Genomic DNA, 20,289 nt, shown 5'->3' with positions numbered 1-20,289 from the left:
GGAGAGAGATCCCGAGGATGCCGCAGCGATCATTTTCCCAATAGATCAGCTTCTCAAGAGAGGGAGGCCAGAACGCATGCCCGGCAAGATTCTGGTGGTCGACGACGAGCGGCCCATCGCGGATATATTGAAGTTCAACCTGGAGAAAGAAGGCTACGAGGTCGTCTGCGCGTTCGACGGCGAGGAGGCCGTGCGCCTCGCGTTCGAGCTCGATCCGGACCTGATCCTGCTCGACCTCATGCTGCCCATCAAGGACGGCATGGACGTCTGCCGCGAGGTGCGCAGCCGGCTCTCCACGCCGATCATCATGCTGACGGCGAAGGATACCGAGCTCGACAAGGTGCTCGGTCTCGAGCTCGGCGCCGACGACTACGTGACCAAGCCGTTCGGCACCCGCGAGCTGCTCGCGCGCGTGAAGGCGCACCTGCGCCGCCAGCGCAAGCTGGACGCGCCGTCCCGCGCCGAAGAGGATGCGGCCGGCGGCGACGCGGAGCGCCAGGGCCTCAAGCTGTTCAACCTGTTCATCGACACGGACATGTACGTCGTGTACAAGAACGGGCAGCCGCTCGACCTGACGCATCGCGAGTTCGAGCTCGTCCACTACCTCGCGCGCAATAGCGGCAAGGTGATGACGCGCGAGCATCTGCTGCAGGCGGTGTGGGGCTTCGAGTACTTCGGCGACGTCCGGACGGTCGACGTGACCATCCGGCGCCTGCGGGAGAAGCTCGAGGACGACCCGAGCAAGCCGGAGATCATCATGACCCGGCGCGGCCTCGGCTATCTGATGCGCAATCCGAAGATGTCTGGCGGGTACGGGGGATGAAGCTGTTCCGTCCGTTCCGCACGATCCAAGCCAAGCTTATCGTCATGGTGCTGCTGCTCATCCTGATCGCTGTCCAGCTGATCGGGGTTTATTTTATCAGCACGATGAAAAAGTCGCTGATCGACTCGTTCACGGTCAGCGTCAACGGCCAAGCGCAGCTGCTCTCCGGCTTGCTCGGCACGTCCGACTTCGGCAGGCAGGACGGCGCGGATAACCGGACGGAGGACATGAACGCGTCGCTGAAGCAGCTGGTCAGCAACATGTTCAGCAACAGCGGGACGGATGCGCAGGTGCTCGACGCGACCGGGCGGGTGCTGTCGACTTCGGAGTCGCAGCAATCGTACGTCGGGCGGAAGAATACGTCGCTGCTCGTCAGCCGCGCGCTGCAGGGCGTGAGCGACAACGCGGAAGAGATCATCGACGAAGGCAACGTCCGGAAGAAGGTCATCGCCAAGCCGATCATGAACGGCGAGAAGGTCGTAGGCGCGGTGTACGTCGCCGCGTCGATGACCGAGCTGTATCAGACGGTGGAGCGGGTGAATCGGATATTCGTCTCGGGGATGCTGATCGCCCTCGGCCTGACCGCGGTGCTCGGCATCCTGCTCTCCGGCACGATCACGAGCCCGATCAAAGCGCTGACGCTGCAGGTGACCGCCGTGGCGGACGGGCGCTTCGACCAGCGGGTGCCGGTGCTCGGCAACGACGAGATCGGACAGCTGAGCTCGGCGTTCAACGACATGACCGACCGGCTGAGCGAGGCGCTCTCGATCAACGAGGAGGAGAACGAGAAGCTGTCGTCCATCCTCTCCAACATGAACGACGGCGTCCTCGCGACGGACGAGATCGGCCGGGTCATCGTCGCCAACCGGCGGGCGCGCGCGATGCTCGGCCGGGAGCAGATCGAGGGCCTGACGGTCTCCGAGTGTCTCCATATCGACAAAGCCTCCATCTCCTCGACGCTGGAGGGCAAGGAATCGACCTTCCTCATCCAGCCGGAGATCTCGGACGACGAGGAAGAGCTCGTGTTCCGCGTCGCGCTGACGCCGATCCGCCGCCGGGACAAGGGCGTCGTCGGCGCGATCGCCGTGCTCCACGACGTGACGGAGGCGGAGAAGCTCGAGAGCTCGCGTCGCGAATTCGTCGCGAACGTCTCGCACGAGCTGCGCACACCGCTGACGACGATCAAGAGCTACACGGAGGCGCTGGACGACGGCGCGCTCGAGGAGCCGCCGCTCGCCGAACGGTTCGTCGGCGTCATCCGGAGCGAGACGGAGCGGATGATCCGCCTCGTGAACGATCTGCTCCATCTGTCGCGCTTCGACTCCCGCCAGGCGCAGCTGCGCCGTCAGATGACGGACGTCGAGGAGATGATGGAGGACGTGGTCGACCGCTTCTCCCTACAGCTGCGCCAGAAGGCGATCACGGCGAAGGTCGACGTAGAGGAGGGCATCAGCCAAGTGTGGGTGGACCGGGACGGCATCGACCAGGTGCTGGACAACGTCGTCTCGAACGCCATCAAGTATACGCTGGACGGCGGCTCGATCTATCTGACGGCCGGGACCGGCGAAGACGGGCAGCTGTCGCTGGCCGTCAGGGACACGGGCATCGGCATCCCGAAGAAGGATCTCGCCCATATCTTCGACCGGTTCTACCGGGTCGACAAGGCGCGCTCGCGCAATATGGGCGGCACCGGACTCGGTCTATCGATTGCCCGGGAAATCGTTCGGGCGCACGGCGGGACGATCCTGCTCGAGTCCGAACCCGGCGTCGGCACGACGGTCACCGTCCACCTGCCGACGGTTCGCGAAGGGGGTGAGCAGCCATGATCGAGCGGGGCAAGTCGCTGCTGCTGGTGCTGCTCGTCGCGCTTAGTCTCGTACAGAGCTATTTCCTCGCGTACAGCATGCCCAGCATGGACGCGAAGGTGAAGACGGACCAGGACTACGTCAAGACCGAGCCGCTCGGCCCGGAGGAGAAGGTAGAGAAGCTCCTGTTCCCGGAAGAACTCGTCCTGCATATGGGACAAGACAAGCATACCGTCTTCTACCCGAACGACACGTTCTTCCATATGGTGCTCGACAAGCTGGTCAGCCGCGAATTCAAGAGCTTCCAGCGCGTGCCGGCGGACCAGGTGAACTGGGAGCAGGTGCGCAAGGACGAGGCCGGCATCGAAGTGCGCTTCGGCCGGGAGATCCCGTTCGATCTGCTGAAACGGGTGTACAAGATCGATACGGACTTCCTGTTCTCGGGCGACTCGATCGACCGGATCTGGATCTTCGCGCGGCCGGACAGCGGCGAGGTGCGGACGTACTTCTTCAGCGCGGACGGACGCAACGTCTACGAGTCGTCCCGGGCCGATCTGACGGTGCAGGACGTCCAGCAGAGCGTCGGCTTCGGCCAATACTGGAAGCCGTACCGCTACTGGGCGAACGGCGTCTATATCCCGGAGCAGTCGCTGCCGGTGACCCGGCTCGACGTACTGTTCACCAAGTATACGCCGGATCAGATGCAGCGCAATCTGTTCTCCAACCCGAACGCGACCCGGATGATCCAGGACAGCAAGGACGGCACCCAGATCTACATGGACAGCAAGCGCGGCCTGAAGATCGAGGAAGCGGGCAGCTGGATGTCCTACAAGGATCCGGTCGCCCCGACCGAAGGGCGCGACGATCTGAGCGAGAATATCGCGGCGGCGGTCCAGTTCGTCAATCAGCACGGCGGCTGGAACGGCTCGTTCCGGTTGGTGCGCGCGGCGGAGACGGGCAGCGGCGCCGATCGCGACAACGCGATCCGGTTCCAGCAGTACTACAACGGCTTCCCGATCGTGTCCGATAAAGGCTTCCGCTTCGGCGACATGCAGCTCACGATCCAGCAAGGCTTCGTCTCGTCCTACGAGCGGTCGCTGCTCGTGCTCGAGAGCAAGCCGGAGAGCCAGCAGGACCAGCGGCTGGCCGCGGGCGACGCGCTGCTCTCCATGATCCGGCAGGCGGCGGGCGGCACGACGGTAGAGGCGATCTATCCGGCCTACCGGCCCGTGCTCTCGGAGGACCGCCTGAAGCTGCAGCCCGTATGGGCGGTGCGCCTGGCGACCGGCGAAGTGCGAATCGCCAACTAGATTCGAATCGCGGAGGAAGGAGGAGTCGAAGTGGACTGGAGACGGGCGAAGAGCGTCCTCATCCTGGCGTTCCTGATCCTGAACGTCGTGCTTGGCTATCAGCTGTGGCTGGAGTGGCGGGAGCGGATCGACCGCTCGGTCGACCTCGGCTCCCTCTCGCCCGAAGCGCAGCTGGCCATGAACGAGAAGAAGATCCGGATCACGGGCAAGATCCCGACGGAGACGCCGAAGATGCGCGAGATGACGTACAAGCTGCTGGAGCCGCCGAGCAAGGACGCGAGCGTCCGGACGCCCATCGATCCGCCGAAGGAGACGCGTATCGTCTTCGGCACGGAGGAGCTGCAGCAAGCGCTCGGGAGCGTCATCCCGGATCTGGCGAAGTACCGGTTCGACTACTACGGGAGCAAGGAAGGCGCGTATTACTCGTTCAACCGGATGGTCGACGGGATGCCCTTCTTCGACGTCCGGCTGGAGCTGTACTACAGCGAGCTGAAGATCCGGGCGTACCGGCAGGATCTCATGGAGACGCTGCCGTCGGAGAGCGGTCCGGAGCAGAAGGTGCTGCCCGCGACGCAGGCGGTCGCCAGCCTGATCCTGAAGAAGTACCTGCCATCGGGCGCGAATGTGCAGGAAGTGACGCTCGGCTACCACGGACAGCCGATCTTCGACTCCGAGACGCAGGTCTCTTCTCCGTCCTGGCGGATCCTGATCGAGGGCGGCGATATGTTCTACGTGAACGCGATCAACGGCGAGGTGTCGACGGACAAAGGCAGCGCGCAGGCCGGCCAGACGGGCTAGCGGCCGCAGGACATGCCGCGGGGGAAGCGGCGGTCCGGTACATAGCGGCATACTTGGTCGTTCAGAATGGATTCATGGCTGTACAGAGTATTGCTTTGCGGGAGAGAAAGGACAGGACAGCGATGGGACTTCGTTTTACGGTGCTCGCCAGCGGTTCGACCGGCAACGCGACGGTCGTATCTTCGGATGCGGCGACGGTGCTGATCGACGCGGGCTTGAGCGGCAAGAAAATCGAGGAGCTGATGAAGGCGCGCGAGGTGTCCGGCACCGAGCTGGACGCGATCTTCGTCACGCACGAGCACTCCGATCATATCAAGGGGCTGGGCGCGCTCGCGCGCAAGTACGAGCTGCCCATCTACGCCAACGAGAAGACGTGGGGCGCGATGGCCAAGCACGTCGGCGAGCTGCCGGACGGGCAGCGCAAGGTGCTGCCGACGGGCGGCGTCATGGAGCTGTTCGACCTGCGGATCGAGTCGTACGCGATCTCGCACGACGCGGTGGAGCCGGTCGGCTACTGCTTCCACTCGGGCGGCCGGAAGCTGACGCTCGCGACCGACCTCGGCTACGTGAGCGACAAAGTCATGCAGCAGCTGCTGCAGTCCGACGTCCTCGTCCTGGAATCGAACCACGACGTCGATATGCTGCGGATGGGCCGCTATCCGTGGAACATCAAGCGCCGCATCCTGGGCGATACCGGCCACTTGTCCAACGAGGCGGCGGGCGAAGCGCTCTGCCGGCTGCTCGCGGAGGGACGGACCCGGCGGGTTTATCTCGCGCATCTCAGCCAGGAGCACAACCTCATGGATTTGGCCAAACTCACCGTGAATACAGTATTAGAAGACAACGGCTTATTCTACCAGAAGCATGAGTTCGAGCTGTGCGAAACCTACTACGACCGTCCGACGCCTTGGGATCTCTTGAAGGCATAGCGGGACGGCATTGGCGCGAGGGATCCTAGGAACCCCTCCGAAGAGGGTGCGCCAGGCATCCTCGGCGGAACGCGCTTGACGCGGGACTTCGCAAAGGCATCGCGAGGTCCTCGGCCCGGCGGGCTCAGTAGAGAATCAACTGATCGAGCTCCGCTTCCATCTCGGCCGCCTTGATCCGGATCTCATCGGGGGTGAGGATACCTTTGTCCACGAGCACCTCGATCAAGGTGCTGAGCGCCAGAATCTGGCGGTAGCGGTCGTCCTTCAGATCGGCGAGCTGGGCGGCGAAGTCTACGAAGGACCAAGAGTAAGAAGAAGGTTTCATTTAGGCGATCTTCCTTTCATTGCATGTTAGGATAAACGGATCTTTACTTGCTATGGCTCCGCGATTCTATTACTATTTTAGTCAAAACCCTTAAAAATATTCCGATATATTGATAGAGGCCGGCTAGAAGAGAGCGGATCGCTCTCTCTCGGAAGGATGGTGGCGGCGCATGAGCTTTTTCAAAGACGATTTTTATTCCACCCGGGTGAAGCGTAACAGCCGCAGCACGCCGGGTTCGTGGCCGCGGACCAGCCGGGGAAGCCGGCAAGGCTCCATGTTCAAGGTAGCGTTGATCTCTTCGATGGCGAGCTCCGTGTTGGTCGCCTTCTTGTTCTACTTCGCCTTCGACCATCCGGGCTCCTCGCCTAGCAAGCCGGCGAGCGTCGCCGCGCAGCCGATCGCGGACACGTACGATCGGATCATCACGGCGGCGGCCAAGGTAGGACCGGCCGTCGTGAGCATCATCAATCAGACGAAGGACGGCCAGCTCCAAGAGCAGCAAGGCGGGCCGGATGCCTCGCAGAGCGCGAGCTTGGGCTCGGGCGTCATCTTCCAGAAGCAGGGCGGCAAAGCGCTCGTCATCACGAACGCCCACGTCGTCTCGGATGCCGCGAACGTGCAGGTGGTCCTGGAGACCGGCGAGAAGAAGCAGGCGAAGATTCTCGGCAAGGATACGATCACGGACCTCGCGGTCCTGGAGGTCGACGACAAAGGCATCACCACCGTCGCCGAGCTCGGCGATTCGAAGAAGCTGCGCAAGGGCGAGAAGGTCATCGCGATCGGCAACCCGCTCGGCTTTAACGACTCGCTCACCGACGGCATCGTCTCCAACCTGAAGCAGACCGTGCCCGTGTCGCTGAACCAGGACGGCATCTACGACTGGGAAGAGGAAGTCATCCAGATCTCCGCGCCGATCAACCCGGGCAACAGCGGCGGCGCGCTCGCGAACCTGGACGGCCAGGTGGTCGGCATCAACAGCATGAAGGTCGCGGACACGGGCGTCGAGGGCATCGGCTTCGCCATCCCGATCGACGACGCGATGCCGATCGTGGAGCAGCTGCTGAAGAACGGCAAGGTGCTGCGTCCTTATCTGGGCGTCTACTCGATGGATCTCGATTCGTATCTCGACAATCATATTCTGTCCGACGACAACGGCTCGGATGCCGGCGCAGGCGACGGCAGCGGTGACGACAGCGGCGATGTGCCGCCTGACGAGTCTCAGGACCAGCCGGAGCCGCCGCTCAAAGTGCCGGACGGCGTGAAGCAAGGCGTCGTCGTGCTGGAGGCCGTAGGGCCGGCCAAGGATGCGGGGCTGAAGTTCAACGACCTCATCGTGCAGCTCGACGGCCATGGGATCGGCAGCACGCTGGATCTGCGGAAGTATCTGTATAACCAGAAGAAAATCGGGGAATCGCTTACGGTAACGTATTATCGCGACGGCAAGAAAGGCGAGCTCACCGTGAAGCTGGTCGAGAAGACCGAGGAATAACGCCCAGGAAGGAACGCCCGAATATGTATTGCGTGTGCAAGGAGCATGTGGAACTCGCGATCGACCACTTCGTCGACGAGTACGAGGACGCGCCGGACCTGGTGAATCTCACGACGACGAAGTTCGCGGAGTGGCAACCGCCGGAGCATTGCGAATGGTGCGCCGCCCCTGCCGTCGTCCTGGTGCTATAAACCGGCCCGAGGCCGACAACAAGAGAATGTACGCTTAGCGGCAAAAAGCCTTCGGTCGGAAGACCGGAGGTTTTTTGTCGTATTCGGCGGTTGGGGCGCCGGAGCGGGAATAAGGCGGAAAAACCGCGTTATTCGCGGGGAAGCGGGAGTCGGAGCGGGAATAAGACGGAAAAACCGCGTTAATCGCGGAGAAGCGGGCGTCGAAGCGGGAATAAGGCGGAAAAACCGCGTTATTCGCGGGGAAGCGGCGTCGGGGAATGGCGGGTAATGGTACATAGCGAGCGAGACATTATTTCTGAAAAGAGGTGGACGGCATGAGGCGGTCGATCATGGGCGTCGCGGTGGTGCTGGCGGCTTTTTTGCTGGGAGGCGCGGCTTGCGATTCCAAGTCTCAAACGACGGGGGCGAAGGAGGAAGCGAAGAGCAGCCAAGCGAAGCTCGCGCGCGTGCATCCGGACGTGCAGTTCGAGAAGCCGGTCGGCTTGGTCTGGGGAGCGGACGGTCGGATGTTCGTGACGGAGCAGTCCGGCCGTATCGTCTATACCGACGGATCAGGCAGCGCCGCGAAGTCGAGCGTGCTGCTCGACATTCAAGACCGCGTCTTCTCGGAAGGCTCGGAGCAGGGGCTGCTCGGCCTGGCCTTCCATCCGAAGTTCGAGGAGAACGGCTATCTCTATGTGAACTATACGACCAAGACGCATACGGTCATTGCCAGGTATAGCGTCCCGAAGGGAGAGAACGGCCGGACAGCGGCCGATCCGTCGAGCGAAGTCGCGCTGCTGACCTTCGCGCAGCCCTATGCCAATCACAACGGAGGGCAGCTCGCCTTCGGGCCGGACGGCTATCTGTACATCGGCACCGGCGATGGCGGCAGCGGTGGCGATCCGCATGGCAACGGCCAGAACAAGGACACGCTGCTCGGCAAGATTCTCCGCATCGACGTGGACAAGCCTTCCGGCACGGAGCAGCGGCCGCATTACGGCATCCCGGCGGACAATCCGTTCGTCTCCGGAGGCGGCGCTTCGGAGATCTATGCCTATGGCCTGCGCAATCCGTGGCGGTTCAGCTTCGATACGGCTACCGGCGACCTCTGGGCGGCGGATGTCGGACAGGACAAGCTGGAGGAGATCGACCGGATCGTGAACGGCGGCAACTACGGATGGAACGTCAAAGAGGGGACGCGCTGCTTCAAGCCGGAAGAGGGCTGCGAGAGCGCAGGCTTGATCGACCCGGTCTGGACGTACGGCCGCGACCTCGGGCAGTCCGTCACGGGCGGGTTCGTCTACCGAGGCAAGGCTCTGCCGGGTCTCGCGGGCTGGTATGTCTACGGAGACTATGCGACGGGCAACATCTGGGCGTTGAGGCAGGTCCCCGGCAAGCCGACATACGAGAACAAGCTGCTGCTAGCGTCCGGCTACAACATCACTTCTTTTGGCCAAGACCGGGAGGGCGAGCTGTATCTATGTACGGCAGACGGCGAAGTGTACCGCTTCGAGCGGGCGTAGCGGCCGTTCGACACGAGGCCTAGCGCGCCCGTATAGGCCGTAGCCTAGCCGCCTCCCGCTGTAAGTATAGCTAGCTGCACGCAGGCAATCGACACAAAGTCCGGCACGCGCATAAGCCGCGGCCTAGCCGCTCATCCCGCCCGGCATTGCGTGTCGGAACCGCGCGCTATGCGTCGATCGCGCTGGGGGAGCCGCCTAGCCCCCCAATCCTGCACGGCGTTCGCACCGGAACCGCGCGCTATGCGCGCAGCCGCTTGATCAGATCGCGTCCCCATTTCCACAGGATATTGGCCGACAGCAGGAACGCGACGACCAAGCCCGACATGATGACGATAAGCGCCAGCCATTGGAACGGAGAGTACCCGTTCATGTTGCCCCATCGGATCGGCCCTTCCAGGTCGTCGATGACCTGGTTCATGCCGTAGATGCCGCTGATGACCGTATAGATCGTGAGTACGGTCAGCAGGTAGCTGGAGCGCTTCGAGGTGGCATTTTCCTGATACTTGTACAGATCGGTCAGCGTCATCTTCACGTCGTCGAACAGCTCGTCGTTGCCGTACATCCGCCGAATCTGGACGAAGATCTCGCGGCCCTGGGACTGCGAGACGACTTCGAGGAAGTCGTACTTGGCGGAAAAAGTCGTAATGGCCCGGATGAGCACCTCGGTCTGTTCGGGCGTACGCTCCAGCCGGACGCGGGAGTAAGCGTTCGACAGCTTCAGCAGCACGATCCGGTGGAAGAGGTTCAGCAGCAAGCCGTAGTAATATTCGCCATACATCTTGTTCGCGACCCGCGCCGCCTGGGCGCCGGGCAGCCGGGTCAGGCAGCAGAAGCAGCTCTCGTCCGTCAGATAGTACGTATTCGGCGCCCAACGGTCGAAGCCCGTATCGCGGCAATATTGCTCGATATACGGAGGATGGCTGGCGCTGATGTAAGGGAGCCCATCTTCGTCCATGCCGTCGAGCCGCGCCGCCCGGTAACGGTCTGTTAACGTGATCTCCGCGTCCTCGGGCAATCCGTAGTAGGCAATGACATACATCCGTTCGTCGATCAGATACGGCAGCTTCTCGAAATAAGCTCCGTCCATCGGCGTACGGTCGAGGTATTGGACGGTATGAGGCACGATCGCTTTGAAAATAAAGTCCTGGACTTCCTCGTAAGTCTCCCCCTCGTACGCCACCCAAGCGTCATGGTCCTCGGCATGCGCGTCTTGAAGTACGCGGAGCCGTTCGGCGAACGCGATCGCCTCGGTGAAGGTGGGCGACGCCTTGACCAATCCTACGCGCAGCGTGATGAAGCCCGTGTCGAACGGACACAGCACGACGTCGACCGAATAGAGGTCGAACGGCGCTTCGAAGTGGCGCATATGGAGCACGGCGCGGATATCGAGCCGCTTGCTCATCCGCTGGAAGCCTTCCGGATGATGCTCGTGCGGAAAGAGCACGTGGTTCGTGAAGGGCAAATAATAGCGTTCCATGTCGCGATGCGACACCCGGTGGTTCGGACCGTAATACGCCTTTTCCTGATCCATATCGTCCAGCCGAAACGGGGTGAACCCCTCGTCCATCAGCGTTCTCCGCATCTTCTTGTGGCAGTCGGCGCTGAGCGAGAAGGGGAACAGCATCTGATAGCAAGCTTCCCGGATCGGTTTATCCTTCAAATGGTTCAATTCCATCCTTGCATCTCCCATCCGGGCGGTCATAGCAGAGAAGCCGCATGCTTCTCGTCCGTCTCCATGGATTTTTTGTCGGCCAGCTCGCCGGCGAATCGGCGCTCAATCTCCGCTTCATTGCCGTAGATATAGAGCACGTCCCCGGCTTCCAGCGGCGTATGCATGCGCGCGTCCCGGATCGTGACGGTACCCCGCTTGATGAGCAGCACGTTGAGGTCCTTCAGCTCCTTGCAGACCTGGTCCAGCGTCTGGCCGGCGAGCCGCGACCGCTTGCCGATCGGCACGTCCACGAACGCGTCTCCTTCCTCGCAGAGCAGCACCTCGTCGATCGACAGCTCCTGCAGCTCGAACGTCTGCTGGAAGGCGCGGGTGAGGCGTTCCGAGAGGTACCGCTTGGTGGCGGGCAGCCGCAGGACGACGAGGATCGCGAACAGGATGCCGGCCCCGATCGACAGCGGGAGGAGGTGGAAGTCGGGCGCCAGGACGGTGCTGATGCAGGAGATGACAACCGCGAGCGAGAACGCTCCGAACAGGATAAGGAAGATCCCGACCCGCCGGCGAACCGGATGGCCGAGGATCAGCTCGGACTCGCTGGTCGTGAATCCCGTGCCGGTCAGAAGGGAGACGACTTGGAACCGCGCGATCGGGTATTCAAGGCCGGTCGCCCACATGAGCACGACGGCGATCTCGATCACGAACAGCACGATGAGGAAGTAGACGACGATGAACCACATGCCCGCACCTCCCTTTTCCGCTAGCCGCTCAGGGCTTCTAATCCAGTTATACCCGTTCCTGCGGCAGATCAAAGCGGTAAATAGGGGCAAAAAGGAGCGGCGCGTGTGCTCGATCCGATGCGGTCGCGTTATTCCATAACAGCCGTTACGTACGCGCGAACGGAACGTAAAAGTCCTGTTAAATGTAGTTAAAACCGATTGACAGCAATTCCTGGCGATGGTAAAGTGACAAATAGATTTCAACACGCGAAGGGAGGATTACGAACCATGTTTAACCTAATGATTGTTACGGCACATGGCGAGGCAGGTTTGGCCTTCGAACGTAATCCATCCGCGCGCGGCTAATCACTTGGCTTAATCATCCAAGGGCGCATGGTTACGTTCCCGTAATCGTGCGCCCTTCTTACACCGCAGTATGCGAACGTACGTTCCTTGAGGATGTCCGATTGCCATGCGCGGGGAGGCGTATCGCTTACGGGCGGTACGCTTTTTGTTTTCTTCGTCATTCAGGACGAATCGGTTCTAGGATGATTCATTCCTGAGTGATCTACGATAAAAACGTGTTCGCCCTCTTCAGAGCCGGCGCAGCCGTTTTTACTTGAGAGAGAGGGTGGAGACACGCAATGCTAGTGGTTCTTAAGAAACTAAGCTGGTTCTTCCGGCTGCACTGGAAGAGGTACACGTCCGCGGTCGTCCTGCTTGCGCTGGTCGGCGTAGTAGAGGTCATCCCGCCGAAGCTGCTCGGCTACACGATCGACGGGATTCATCAAGGGACGCTGTCCGATCCGAGGTTCTACGAGGTCGTCCTGCTGTGGGTCGGGATCACGGTCGTCTCGTACGCCGTCACCTACGTGTGGATGTACCAGCTGTTCGGCGGCTCGATGCTGCTGGAGCGGATGCTCCGCAACAAGCTGATGCGGCATCTGCTGCGGATGACGCCGACGTTCTACGAGCGCAACCGTACCGGGGACCTGATGGCGCGGGCGACCAACGACCTGTGGGCCATCTCGAACACGGCCGGCTTCGGCATCCTGACGCTGATCGACTCGTCGATCTTCATGCTGACGATCCTGTTCGTCATGGCGGGGCTGATCAGCTGGAAGCTGACGCTCGCCGCCCTGCTGCCGCTGCCGCTCATCGCGCTGGCGATGAAGCACTTCGGCAAGCTCATCCACGAGCGGTTCATGAGCGCGCAGGACGCGTTCGGGGAATTGAACGACCAGGTGCTCGAATCGGTCGCCGGCGTCCGCGTCGTCCGCGCGTACGTGCAGGAAGAAGCGGACCGCGACCGGTTCCATGCCAAGACCAACGAGGTGCTGCAGAAAAATATCGCCGTCGCCCGGATCGATGCGCTCTTCGAGCCGACGAACAAGATCCTGGTCGGACTTAGCTATATCATCGGCCTCTGCTACGGCGGCTACCTCGTGTTCCGCAGCGAGATCACGCTCGGCGAGCTGGTGTCGTTCAACGTGTTCCTCGGGATGCTCATCTGGCCGATGTTCGCCATCGGCGAGCTGATCAACATCATGCAGCGGGGCAACGCGTCGCTCGACCGGGTGAACGAGACGCTCGGCTACGACCCCGACGTGCAAGACCCGTCCGAGCTGACGCCGGTGGATCAGCCGGAGCGCATCGAATTCCGCGACGTGACGTTCCGTTATCCGTCGTCCACGATCGACAACCTGATCGGCGTCTCCTTCAAGCTGGAGCGCGGTCAGACGCTCGGCATCGTGGGCCGCACGGGCAGCGGCAAGACGACGCTGCTGAAGCAGCTGCTCCGCGAATATCCGCTTGGCACCGGCGCGATCGAGGTGTCCGGCGTCTCCGCGGCGGATATCGGCGTCGATCGGCTGCTCGGCTGGATCGGCTATGTGCCGCAGCAGCCGATCCTGTTCTCCCGCACGATCCGCGAGAACATCCTGTACGGCCGCGAAGACGCGAACGAGGCGGATCTGCAGCGGGCGCTCGAGCGGGCTTCGTTCGCGAAGGACATCCGGTACCTGCCGGACGGCCTCGAGACGCTGGTCGGCGAGAAGGGCGTGGCGCTGTCCGGCGGACAGAAGCAGCGGGTCAGCATCGCCCGGGCGCTCATCGCCGATCCGGAGATCTTGATGCTCGACGACGCGCTGTCGGCGGTCGACGCGAAGACGGAGGCCGAGATCATCGAGGGCATCCGGACGGAGCGGGCGGGCAAGACGACGCTCATCACGACGCACCGCCTGTCGGCGGTCCAGCACGCCGATCATATCCTCGTCCTCGACGAGGGCCACGTGATCGAGCAAGGCACGCACGAGCAGCTGCTCGCTCTGGGCGGCTGGTACAAGGAGCAATACGACCGTCAGCAGCTCGAAGCGCTCGTCGAGTCGTAAGCCGCCCCGACAGGGACACGGCGCAAGGGATATTTTAGTCATACGGCATGTATGAGTTTTACGCCTATCCATTGCTGTATGACCTCCGATAAAAACGTATCGCCATCTAGGAAGACGGCAAAGCCGTTTTTACTTGCTAGGGAATGAAGGTGTTCAACGATATGACGGGCAAGCGATTATTCCGATACGCCATGATCTATAAGAAACCGATCTACGCCGCCCTGGCGCTGCTGCTGCTGGCGGTCTGCGTGGAGCTCATCGGCCCGTTCCTCGCCAAGCGCATGATCGACCAGAATATTCTCGGCATCGAGAAGACGTGGTACCAGGTCGACGCCAAGCAAAAGTACGCCGTCTCCTACCATGGGCAATGGTATGTGAGAGAGGACCATCTGCCGGGCGATGCCCCGCGCAGCGCGGATCGCGCCGTCCACGTGCTCCAGGAAGGCCGCGGCTACTACTGGCTCGCTAGCGAGCTCGCCTTCGACGGCCGCCGCCAGATCGCGGACGGACAGATGACGATCACGTCGCGCGAGGACGGCCGCACCGCGGCCTATCCCGTGACCAAGCTGACGAAGGAAGAGCTGTTCGGCTTCTACAAGCCGGAGATCCCGACGCTGCTGACGCTGGCCGGCTCCTACTTCGGCCTGCTGGTGCTCGCGGCCGGCTTCACCTACGGACAGCGGCTGCTGCTGCAGACGTCCGCCAACAAGATCGTGCAGCGCATGCGCGAAGACGTCTTCGCCCACACGCAGCGGCTGCCGGTGAACTACTTCGACAACCTGCCGGCGGGCAAGGTCGTCTCGCGCATCACGAACGACACCGAAGCGGTGCGGGAGCTGTTCGTCGCGGTGCTCGCGAACTTCTTCTCGGGCACGATCTACATGGTCGCCATCCTCGGCGCGCTGTTCCTGCTCGATCCGAAGCTGGCGCTCGTGGCGCTGCCGCTGATCCCGCTGCTCGGTATCTGGATCTACCTGTACCGCAAGTTCGCGGGCAAGTTCAACAACGTCATCCGCGCCAAGCTGAGCGACATCAACGCGATGATCAACGAATCGATCCAGGGGATGCCGATCATTCAGGCGTTCCGCCGCCAGAAGAAGACGGTCCAGGAGTTCGGCGATCTGAATCAAGAGTACTTCACGTACCAGACGAAGCTGCTGAGCCTGAACTCCTTCACCTCGCACAACCTGGTGAACGTCATCCGGAACATTATCTTCATCGGCGTCGTATGGATGTTCTGGGGCGACTGGCTCGGCGCGGCCGTCTCGGTCGGCGTGCTGTACGCGTTCGTCGACTATATGAACCGGATGTTCCAGCCGATCGTCGGCATCGTGAACCAGCTTGCGAACCTCGAGACGGCGCGCGTATCGGCGGAGCGGGTGTTCACCCTGCTGGACGAACCGGGTCTCGACGTCGACAATGGCAAGATGCAGCGCTACCGGGGAGAAGTTACGTTCGAGGACGTGACGTTCGCCTACAAGAACAACGAGAACGTGCTGAAAAACATCTCCTTCCACGCGCAGCAAGGCCAGACGGTCGCGCTGGTCGGCCACACGGGCTCCGGCAAGAGCTCGATCCTGAACCTGCTGTTCCGGTTCTACGACATCGAGTACGGCAGCATCAAGATCGACGGCCGCGACGTGCGCGACATTCCGAAGCAGCAGCTGCGCGAACATATGGGCATCGTGCTGCAGGACCCGTTCTTGTTCACGGGGACGATCGCGTCCAACGTGAGCCTGGATAACCCGGAGATCAGCCGCGAACGGGTCGAGCAAGCGCTGAAGGACGTCGGCGCGTACGAGATGTTCATGAGCCTGCCGGGCGGCATCGACGAGCCGGTCATCGAGAAAGGAAGCACGCTGTCCGCCGGACAGCGGCAGTTGATCTCGTTCGCCCGCGCGCTCGCCTACGACCCGGCGATCCTCATCCTGGACGAAGCGACGGCGAGCATCGACACCGAGACCGAAGCGATCATCCAGGCGGCGCTGGACGTGCTGAAGAAGGGGCGCACGACATTCGTCATCGCCCACCGGCTGTCGACGATCCGCCAGGCCGACCAGATCCTCGTGCTCGACCACGGCGAGATCGCCGAGCGCGGCAACCACGAGACGCTGATGCAGCACGGAGGCAAGTATTACGGCATGTACCAGCTGCAGCAAGGCGGGGCGGCAACTGTGCTGAGCGCCTAGTGCGGGAATGTCCGGTCGGATATAGAGAAGGAGGCCGGCGCCGAGCCGAACTGCGCCGCATAAAGGCGGCCGGCCTAGGGGATGCTCCGGGTGCCGGGTACGCCGGAACGATAGCGGCGTAGGACGGCAGGGCGGAGAACGAGCAAGGCGGGCCCGCGTCCCAAGGAAGCGCGGATGAGCATGAAGGACGGACGCCGGCGCGCCCAAGGGCCGCCGGCGATGCAAGCCAAGACGGATAAGGGATTGGAGACCTTCATGATACAGATTCGAACGGCTGCGGCAAGCGATAATGAACAGATCTTCCAGCTGCACCTACGGGCATTCGGGGGACGTAAGGACGAGTCCGAGCTCGTTGAGCGGATCAGAGTCTCGGACGGCTACGTACCGGAGCTGTCGCTCGTCGCGGTCGACGAGGAATCCGGGGAGATCGTGGGCCACGCGCTCTTCAGCAAGGCGGCGATCTACGATCTCGCGCAATCGTCGGAGGTGCTGGTGCTGGCGCCGATCGCGGTGGATCCCGCTTATCAGCGGCAGGGCATCGGCGGCCACCTGATCCGCGAAGGGATCGCCCGGAGCGAGGCGATGGACTTCAAGCTTATCCTGCTCATCGGGCATCCGTCGTACTACCCTCGGTTCGGCTTCGAACCGGCGGGGCGGCACGGGCTGGTTCTGATGCAGTTCGTCGTGCCCGACGAGGTGTTCATGGTGCTCGAGCTGGCCGAAGGCGAGCTGGCGCGCATGCGCGACGAGCGCAAGGGCATGGTCGGAGAGCTGAAGTACCCGCAGACTTTCTTTGCCTGAAGCGTGGCTGCGGCTGCGGCTGTCGCCGGGGCATGACCGACGACGGGGATCGGCCGGCATCTGACCGATCTCTCGAGCCGGAGAACGGCAGCCCGGTTGATCTGACCGGTTATCCATCAAAAGCCTCCATCCAGCGGACAGCGGATGGGGGCTTTTGTCATGGAGGCGGTAGAGGCGTTGGGGGTTGTTGGAGGTGTTCGAGGCGTAAGAGGCGTTGGAGGTTGTTGGAGGTGTTCGAGGCGTAAGAGGCGTTGGCGGCGATGGGGGCTTTAGAGGCGTTGGAGGTGTTGAGGGCGTCGGAGGCGAGGGGGGGCGAGCAAGTCCGAGCGCGCGAACGGGGAGATCCGTCAATTTTAGAGATGAAACTTGTCCCGATTCGTAGTAAAATTAATCCTATCGAACTATGACTATTGGGGGATCTGAGCATGACTTATGACCTGCGGGTTGCCCACTGTCCGAGCTGCGGACAAGTCTATCAGATCAATCTGCGCGGACTCTGCGCGGCGTGCTCGACTTCCGAAGACGCGCAGCTGGCGGCGATCGAGCGCGAGCTGCGGCGCAATCGCCAACTCCATACGGAGCAGGTCGCCGAACGCACCTCTCTCCGGCCCGAGCGCATCCGCAGCTGGATTCGCAGCGGGAAGATCAAGCTGTTCGAATACCCGAATCTGGCGGATGCATGCGATCTGTGCGCGGCTCCGATCCGCCGGGGCAAGCTGTGTACCCCCTGCGCCACCCGAATCCAGAGCGCGGTCAGGCGCGAGTACGAGCAGGAGCGTCTCATGAAGGAGCGCCAGCGCAGCGCGCATAGTTACCTGACGAGGTAGCGGTATTAAGCCTTCGGTCCTTGGGCCGGAGGTTTCATTTTTGCCGTTTGGCCGGCGGATGGATCATTAGACATAATTTTTTAAGAATTGCGTGATAGAATCGACAAGGCTAGTCTCTACCATATAAACTAAAAACGAGAAACGAATGGATGGGAGTAGATCATACGCATGGAATTGTGGGAATTTTTCAAAACCGTCATCTTAGGCATCGTAGAAGGATTGACCGAGTTCGCGCCCGTCTCTTCGACGGGACACATGATCATTGTCGACGATATGTGGCTGAAGTCAGCAAAGTTCCTGGGCGAGCAGCCGGCCGTGACGTTTAAGGTCGTCATCCAGCTCGGATCGATCCTAGCGGTCGTCGTGCTGTTCTGGCGGAGATTCCTCGACTTGCTCGGACTGCGGAGAATGAGTCCGGCATCCGCCGCGAAGGAAGCCCGCGTCGAAGGAACGGGCGAATGGGCGACAGGCGGCAGCGGCCGTCTGAAGCTGATGCAGGTCATCGTCGGTCTGATCCCGGCGGGCGTGATCGGGCTGCTGCTGGACAGCTACATCGAGGAGCATCTCTTTTCCACCGGAACGGTGCTCGTCGGCCTGGTGCTGGGCGCGCTGCTCATGATCGCGGCCGACCGCTTCGGCCCGCGTACCCCGAAGGTGCAGACGGTGGACCAGATTACTTACAAGCAGGCCTTAGGCATGGGGCTGGTGCAGTGCGTCTCGCTGTGGCCGGGCTTCTCCCGTTCGGGCTCGACGATCTCGGGCGGCGTCCTGCTCGGCATGAGCCACCGCGCGGCCGCGGACTTCACGTTCATCATGGCCGTGCCGATCATGGCCGGCGCGAGCGCGCTGACGCTGCTGAAGAACTACAAGTACATCACGGGCGACGTGCTGCCCTACTTCATCGTCGGCTTCATCGCGGCGTTCCTGGTGGCGCTGGTCTCGATCCGCTTCTTCCTGGCGCTGATCAACCGGATCAAGCTCGTGCCGTTCGCGATCTACCGGATTCTGCTGGCCGCGGTCATCGCGCTGGTCTTCTACCTCTAATTGGAAAGGCTTCGGACACCCATTCGGACGAATGGGTGTTTTCGTTTGGCTTATCAGAAAGGATAAGTTCCACCCATCCTTTGCTGATACGTCTCCGATAAAAACGCGCCGCCGCTTCCGGAAGACGGCAAAGCCGGTTTTACTTGCCCGGGCGGGCGGAATCAATTTGGCGTCATCCGAGGAAAATAAGCCCGAATGTGGTACGATAGGGTTACGAATGCGGCGCGATCGTCGCCGTGCATATAAATGAGGTGCTATAGTGGCAGGTTTTAAGGAATTGGGCATTGCCGAGCGCTGCTCGGAATTGCTCCACAGTCTAGGAATTAAGCAGCCGACGCCGGTGCAGGCGCAGACGATCCCGATCGTGCTGACGGGCAAGGACGTCATCAGCCAGGCGCAGACGGGCACGGGCAAGACGCTGGCGTTCGTCCTCCCGATGCTGGAGCGGATCAACCCGGAATCGCCCTACCTGCAAGGGCTCATCGTCACGCCGACGCGCGAGCTGGCGCTGCAGATCACGGCAGAGGTGAAGAAGCTGCTGCCGGCCTATGAGGGCGTGCGCGTGCTGCCGGTCTACGGCGGGCAGGACGTGGAGGCGCAGCTGCACAAGCTGCAGGGGCACGTGCATCTGATCGTCGCGACGCCGGGCCGGCTGCTCGACCATATGCGCCGCGAGACGGTGCGGCTCTCCAACGTGCGGATGCTGGTGCTGGACGAGGCGGACCAGATGCTGCACATGGGTTTCCTCGGCGAGGTCGAGGAGATCCTGAGCCAGACGCCGCGCGACCGGCAGACGATGCTGTTCTCCGCGACGATGCCGGACAAGATCCGGAACCTGGCCGGGCGCATCCTGCGTTCGCCGGAGGAAGTGACCGTGAAGGCGAAGCAGGTGACGGTGAAGGATACGGCGCAGCTCGTCATCGAGACGACCGACCGGGCCAAGCAGTCCGCGCTCGTGGCGATGATCGAGGAGACGCAGCCGTATCTCGGCATCGTCTTCTGCCGGACGAAGCGGCGCGCGAGCACGCTGAACGAGGCGCTGCAGGCGATGGGCTACTCGTGCGACGAGCTGCACGGCGACCTGTCGCAGGCGAAGCGGGAGCAGGTCATGCGGCAGTTCCGCGAGGCGCGGCTGCAGCTGCTCGTGGCAACGGACATCGCGGCGCGGGGACTCGACGTCGAGGGCGTCACGCATGTCTACAACTATGACGTGCCGCAGGACGCGGAGAGCTACATCCACCGCATCGGCCGGACGGGTCGCGCGGGCGAGACGGGCATGGCGATCACGTTCGTGGCGCCGAAGGACCGGGGCGACCTGGGCGTGATCGAGAGCGGCATCGGCATGGGCATCGAGCGCCGCACGGTCGGCCAGAGCGGCAGCGTGCGCATCGCCGAGAGCGAGCCGAAGCGCGGGCGCACGCCCGGCGCGTTCGGCAAGCGCGGCGCGGCGGCCGACGGCCGTGACGGCGCAGGCGCTG

Annotated in this window: 17 protein-coding genes; 14 read left to right on the top strand and 3 right to left on the bottom strand. The window is 62.4% G+C overall.

Features of this window, described 5'->3' with window-relative positions; all coding sequences use genetic code 11:
* Positions 1 to 76: 76 nt before the first annotated feature.
* From yycF to H7C19_RS27095, 5 genes are all read left to right on the top strand, one after another.
* Positions 77 to 823 (top strand): response regulator YycF, encoded by a 747-nt coding sequence (yycF, locus tag H7C19_RS27115; protein WP_185672224.1) that lies wholly within the window; start codon positions 77 to 79, stop codon positions 821 to 823.
* On the top strand, positions 820 to 2,649 hold the full coding sequence (walK, locus tag H7C19_RS27110) for a cell wall metabolism sensor histidine kinase WalK (protein WP_185672223.1): 1,830 nt from the start codon (positions 820 to 822) through the stop codon (positions 2,647 to 2,649). Before yycF ends, walK begins: the two co-directional genes overlap by 4 nt.
* Entirely contained in the window at positions 2,646 to 3,938 is a 1,293-nt protein-coding gene (locus tag H7C19_RS27105; RefSeq protein ID WP_185672222.1) for a YycH family regulatory protein, read from the top strand. Before walK ends, H7C19_RS27105 begins: the two co-directional genes overlap by 4 nt.
* 30 nt (positions 3,939 to 3,968) lie before the next feature.
* A complete protein-coding gene (yycI, locus tag H7C19_RS27100) occupies positions 3,969 to 4,736 on the top strand; it encodes a two-component system regulatory protein YycI (protein WP_185672221.1) in 768 nt (255 codons plus the stop codon).
* 122 nt (positions 4,737 to 4,858) lie between these two features.
* Positions 4,859 to 5,665, top strand: coding sequence for an MBL fold metallo-hydrolase (locus H7C19_RS27095; RefSeq protein ID WP_185672220.1), 807 nt, complete (start codon positions 4,859 to 4,861; stop codon positions 5,663 to 5,665).
* A gap of 124 nt (positions 5,666 to 5,789) precedes the next feature.
* Here H7C19_RS27095 and H7C19_RS27090 read toward each other — a convergent pair whose 3' ends face one another.
* Positions 5,790 to 5,990: a hypothetical protein gene (locus H7C19_RS27090; protein WP_185672219.1), complete on the bottom strand. Its 201-nt coding sequence runs from the start codon at positions 5,988 to 5,990 to the stop codon at positions 5,790 to 5,792.
* Between the two features lie 169 nt (positions 5,991 to 6,159).
* Here H7C19_RS27090 and H7C19_RS27085 point away from each other — a divergent pair, with 169 nt between their 5' ends.
* From H7C19_RS27085 to H7C19_RS27075, 3 genes are all read left to right on the top strand, one after another.
* Complete coding sequence (locus tag H7C19_RS27085; RefSeq protein ID WP_185672218.1) at positions 6,160 to 7,479, top strand: S1C family serine protease; 1,320 nt, start codon at positions 6,160 to 6,162, stop codon at positions 7,477 to 7,479.
* Positions 7,480 to 7,502: 23 nt separating this feature from the next.
* Entirely contained in the window at positions 7,503 to 7,670 is a 168-nt protein-coding gene (locus H7C19_RS27080) for a CxxH/CxxC protein (protein WP_185672217.1), read from the top strand.
* 314 nt (positions 7,671 to 7,984) lie between these two features.
* Positions 7,985 to 9,175 (top strand): PQQ-dependent sugar dehydrogenase, encoded by a 1,191-nt coding sequence (locus H7C19_RS27075; RefSeq protein ID WP_185672216.1) that lies wholly within the window; start codon positions 7,985 to 7,987, stop codon positions 9,173 to 9,175.
* A gap of 238 nt (positions 9,176 to 9,413) precedes the next feature.
* Here H7C19_RS27075 and H7C19_RS27070 read toward each other — a convergent pair whose 3' ends face one another.
* Both H7C19_RS27070 and H7C19_RS27065 read right to left on the bottom strand, forming a co-directional pair.
* A complete protein-coding gene (locus H7C19_RS27070) occupies positions 9,414 to 10,850 on the bottom strand; it encodes a magnesium transporter CorA family protein (RefSeq protein WP_185672215.1) in 1,437 nt (478 codons plus the stop codon).
* Positions 10,851 to 10,873: 23 nt separating this feature from the next.
* Positions 10,874 to 11,581, bottom strand: coding sequence for a TrkA C-terminal domain-containing protein (locus H7C19_RS27065; RefSeq protein WP_185672214.1), 708 nt, complete (start codon positions 11,579 to 11,581; stop codon positions 10,874 to 10,876).
* A gap of 623 nt (positions 11,582 to 12,204) precedes the next feature.
* Between H7C19_RS27065 and H7C19_RS27060 the strand changes: the two genes are divergently transcribed.
* From H7C19_RS27060 to H7C19_RS27035, 6 genes are all read left to right on the top strand, one after another.
* Entirely contained in the window at positions 12,205 to 13,950 is a 1,746-nt protein-coding gene (locus H7C19_RS27060) for an ABC transporter ATP-binding protein (protein WP_185672213.1), read from the top strand.
* Positions 13,951 to 14,141: 191 nt separating this feature from the next.
* Positions 14,142 to 16,139, top strand: a complete 1,998-nt coding sequence (locus H7C19_RS27055; RefSeq protein WP_281384986.1) for an ABC transporter ATP-binding protein — start codon at positions 14,142 to 14,144, stop codon at positions 16,137 to 16,139.
* 180 nt (positions 16,140 to 16,319) lie between these two features.
* Positions 16,320 to 16,940, top strand: coding sequence for a GNAT family N-acetyltransferase (locus H7C19_RS27050; RefSeq protein ID WP_246469836.1), 621 nt, complete (start codon positions 16,320 to 16,322; stop codon positions 16,938 to 16,940).
* A 425-nt stretch (positions 16,941 to 17,365) separates the two neighbouring features.
* Entirely contained in the window at positions 17,366 to 17,767 is a 402-nt protein-coding gene (locus H7C19_RS27045) for a hypothetical protein (RefSeq protein WP_185672211.1), read from the top strand.
* A 168-nt stretch (positions 17,768 to 17,935) separates the two neighbouring features.
* Complete coding sequence (locus tag H7C19_RS27040; RefSeq protein ID WP_185672210.1) at positions 17,936 to 18,811, top strand: undecaprenyl-diphosphate phosphatase; 876 nt, start codon at positions 17,936 to 17,938, stop codon at positions 18,809 to 18,811.
* Between the two features lie 259 nt (positions 18,812 to 19,070).
* Positions 19,071 to 20,289 (top strand): DEAD/DEAH box helicase (locus H7C19_RS27035; protein WP_313732016.1); only part of this gene is annotated, 1,219 nt, incomplete at its 3' end.

The organism is Cohnella nanjingensis (assembly GCF_014212125.1).
GTDB classification, from domain to species: Bacteria; Bacillota; Bacilli; order Paenibacillales; family Paenibacillaceae; genus Cohnella; species Cohnella nanjingensis.
This window is presented reverse-complemented; position numbering and strand designations above follow the sequence as displayed.